Origin of the sequence: Pseudomonas protegens (genome assembly GCF_003732485.1) — a bacterium.
GTDB classification, from domain to species: domain Bacteria; phylum Pseudomonadota; class Gammaproteobacteria; order Pseudomonadales; family Pseudomonadaceae; genus Aquipseudomonas; species Aquipseudomonas protegens_B.
In genome coordinates this window covers 664,585-667,545 of sequence record NZ_MOAK01000086.1, presented here as the reverse complement: position 1 = coordinate 667,545, position 2,961 = coordinate 664,585, and the positions used below count along the sequence as shown (strand labels likewise).

Annotated in this window: 3 protein-coding genes and 2 pseudogenes; 1 reads left to right on the top strand and 4 read right to left on the bottom strand. The window is 62.9% G+C overall.

All coding sequences use genetic code 11. The features are described from left to right. Positions 1-214: pseudogene (locus BLX41_RS36745) on the bottom strand (amidase); the annotation flags it as partial. Between the two features lie 395 nt (positions 215-609). Here BLX41_RS36745 and BLX41_RS30080 point away from each other — a divergent pair. Beyond that, positions 610-1,611, top strand: a complete 1,002-nt coding sequence (locus BLX41_RS30080) for a GntR family transcriptional regulator (RefSeq protein WP_123727794.1) — start codon at positions 610-612, stop codon at positions 1,609-1,611. Between the two features lie 118 nt (positions 1,612-1,729). Here BLX41_RS30080 and BLX41_RS30075 read toward each other — a convergent pair whose 3' ends face one another. From BLX41_RS30075 to BLX41_RS36740, 3 genes and pseudogenes are all read right to left on the bottom strand, one after another. Beyond that, entirely contained in the window at positions 1,730-2,032 is a 303-nt protein-coding gene (locus BLX41_RS30075) for a ribbon-helix-helix domain-containing protein (protein WP_123727793.1), read from the bottom strand. 14 nt (positions 2,033-2,046) lie between these two features. Continuing rightward, positions 2,047-2,628 carry a DJ-1/PfpI family protein gene (locus tag BLX41_RS30070; protein ID WP_123727792.1) on the bottom strand — a complete coding sequence of 194 codons (582 nt, stop codon included), beginning with the start codon at positions 2,626-2,628 and terminating at the stop codon, positions 2,047-2,049. A gap of 96 nt (positions 2,629-2,724) precedes the next feature. Next, positions 2,725-2,961: pseudogene (locus tag BLX41_RS36740) on the bottom strand (methyltransferase); the annotation flags it as partial.

The following is a 2,961-nucleotide window of genomic DNA, read 5'->3' as shown; positions in this document are numbered from 1 at the left end:
CCCCACCCAGCAGGCTCAGCGGCTGGCCGTCCCGCCAACGGGCGGCAGCCGCCTCGGCCTCGCGCCGGGCCCGGGCCGGGCACAGGGAAATGAACACATGGGGCGTCGCCTCGGCCAATGCCAGGGCCTGCTCCAGGACCTGGACCGGATCGGTGCGGCCCGAGGCAAAGGCTTGTGCCATGGCTGCGGCGTCGTTCAGCGAATCAAGGTGCATGGCTCACTCCGCAAAAATCAAAAAATGTACTAAATATTAAAATGTACATTTTATGCAGAGCAGATTCCGTGCCAGCTCAAAACGCAGGGAGCACCGCGTACTTTCGGAAAATCCCCCAGATTCGCCTGTAATAGCGAGCCAGAGTGGGTTACTGGCAGAGACCGCTCGGCGACCGACGGAGAAAATCCTCGTCCAAGAATCTGTCATTGAAATAATGTATCTTTTATTAAAAAGTACATTTTGGTGCAGAAAGGTAACAACCCGCCCCGGGCGGCCCCAGGACAGGGCAGCAAAACGTGGCACTCAGTGACACTCGGCACTGTGAGAGAATCTCCGGCCACCGTGGCCCGGCAACACGGCTCGTCACCCAACGGCAACAGACCCCAGAGGAACCGATGAAAGCAGCGTCAGCAGAAGACCCGCGTACCGCGTCGCGCTACGCGATGATTCGTCAGGTATTGCGTGACGCCATCCTCCAGGGCACCGCCCTGCAGGGCCTGGTGCTGCTGGAAGCGCCCCTGGCAGAACTGTTCGGCACCAGCCGGGTGCCGGTGCGCAAGGCCCTCGACCTGCTGCACGGCGAAGGCCTGATCAGCCGTTTTGACGGCCGTGGCTACCTGATCAACCCCCAGGGCCTGGAGATCGAACCGCTGCGCCTGCCCCTGAGCCACACTCACCTGGGGCTGGCCAGCGACGAGGAACTGGTGGACACCCGGCCCCTGGGGGAGCGGATCTACGAAGAACTGGGCAGCGCCCTCTCCTCCTGCATCGCCTTCGGTCATTTCCGCCTGGATGAACAGGCCGCCGCCGAACACTATGGCGTCAGCCGCGCGGTAGTGCGCGAAGCGCTGATGCGCCTGCGCGATCGCGGGCTGGTGGAAAGAGAACCCTATTCACAGTGGCTGGCCGGGCCCTTGACCGCCCGGGAAGTCACTGAGGACTACGAACTGCGGGCCTGCCTGGAACCCGAGGCCTTGCGCCAGAGCGCCGCGGACCTGGACCGCGGACTGCTGGAGCAGATGCTGCAACGGGTGACCCAGGCCCAGCAGGCCGAGCATTGCGGCCTGGAGGCCCTGGAACGCCTGGAGGAAGACCTGCACCAGCACTGCCTCAGTGGCTTGCAGAATCGCAAGATGGCGGCGCTGATCCGTCAGGCCCAGAGCCCGATGATCATCAACCGGATCTTCTATCGCCTGCTGGGCATCGGCGCCGACCCGGCGATGCTGGCCGAGCATCGGCTGATTCTCGAACTGCTGCTGCACGGCGCCTTCGACGCCGCCGCCCTGAACCTCAAGGAACACTTGCAACGGGCCCGCCAACGCATGCTGCAACGACTGAAAGTCCTGTCGGTGCTGCCCGAGCCGGAACTGCCCGGGTTCCTCAGCAAGATCAGTTGACCCTTAGCCCTCGCCTGCCAGCGAAGGCCGCCCCAGGGAGGATGCGGGGCGCAATGGCCTCTTCGCCGGCAAGCCGGCGCCTACCGGATGCCACCCGGTCAAGCTGCCAGAAGCGACGCTACAAAGCGTTGCGGCGCACCAGACTGAGATCGGGCGCAGTGCGGCGCTGGCTCAGGTAGCGGGTGCAACTGACCCGCAGGAAGGAGGCGAAATTCACCACTTCACCGCGATAGTCCATGACCTCTTCATACAGCTTGGCAATCAGCTGGTTGGTGGTCATGCCGTCCACCTCGGCAATTTCGCTGAGGATGTCCCAGAACTGGTTTTCCAGGCGCAAGGTGGTGACCACGCCACAGATGCGCAGCGAGCGGGAACGGGATTCGTAGAGAATCGGGTCGGCCTTGACGTACAGCTCGCACATGGCGTGGTCCTCGCTTACAGGGTGATCCGGGTGCCCAGCAGCCCCAGGAAACCCGCCAGCCAGCTGGGGTGCGCCGGCCACGCTGGAGCGGTGACCAGATTGCCCTGGACGTGACCTTCAGTCACCGGGATATCGATGTAAGTGCCGCCGGCCAGCCGCACTTCCGGGGCACAGGCCGGATAGGCACTGCATTCACGACCTTCGAGGATGCCCGCTGCCGCCAGCAGTTGCGCGCCGTGGCACACCGCAGCAATGGGCTTGCCGGCCCGGTCGAATTCCTTGACCAGTTGCAGCACCTTGTCGTTCAGCCGCAGGTATTCCGGAGCACGTCCGCCAGGGATCAGCAGGGCGTCGTAATCAGCGGAGCTGACCTGGGCGAAGTCGAAGTTGAGGGCAAACAGGTGACCCGGTTTCTCGCTGTAGGTCTGGTCGCCCTCGAAGTCGTGGATCGCCGTGCGCACGGTCTGCCCGGCGCTCTTGTCCGGGCACACGGCGTGCACCGTATGACCGACCATCAGCAGTGCCTGGAACGGCACCATCACTTCGTAGTCTTCGACGTAATCGCCAACCAGCATGAGGATCTTTTTCGCGGCCATGGAGTGGACTCCTTTCAGGGAAAGACGTGGGCGGAAGGAGTACTCAAGGTAGTCCCAATCCGCCAGCCCGGGTAATAGCCTGGTACTACAGCGGCCTCAGCCCAGGTAGCCGTCGGCCTTGAGCAGGGTTTCCAGGCAGTGTTCGCTGATCTGGTAGAAGGCCTTGAGTTCTTCGATCCTGGCCAGCAGTTGGCTCGGGTCAATCGGCTCGGCGCGCTTGACCGCAAGGATCATCTTGTTCTTGTTGGTGTGTTCCAGGGAGATGAATTCAAAGACCTTGGTTTCATAACCGCAGGCTTCGAGGAACAGGGCCCGCAGGCTGTCGGTGACCAT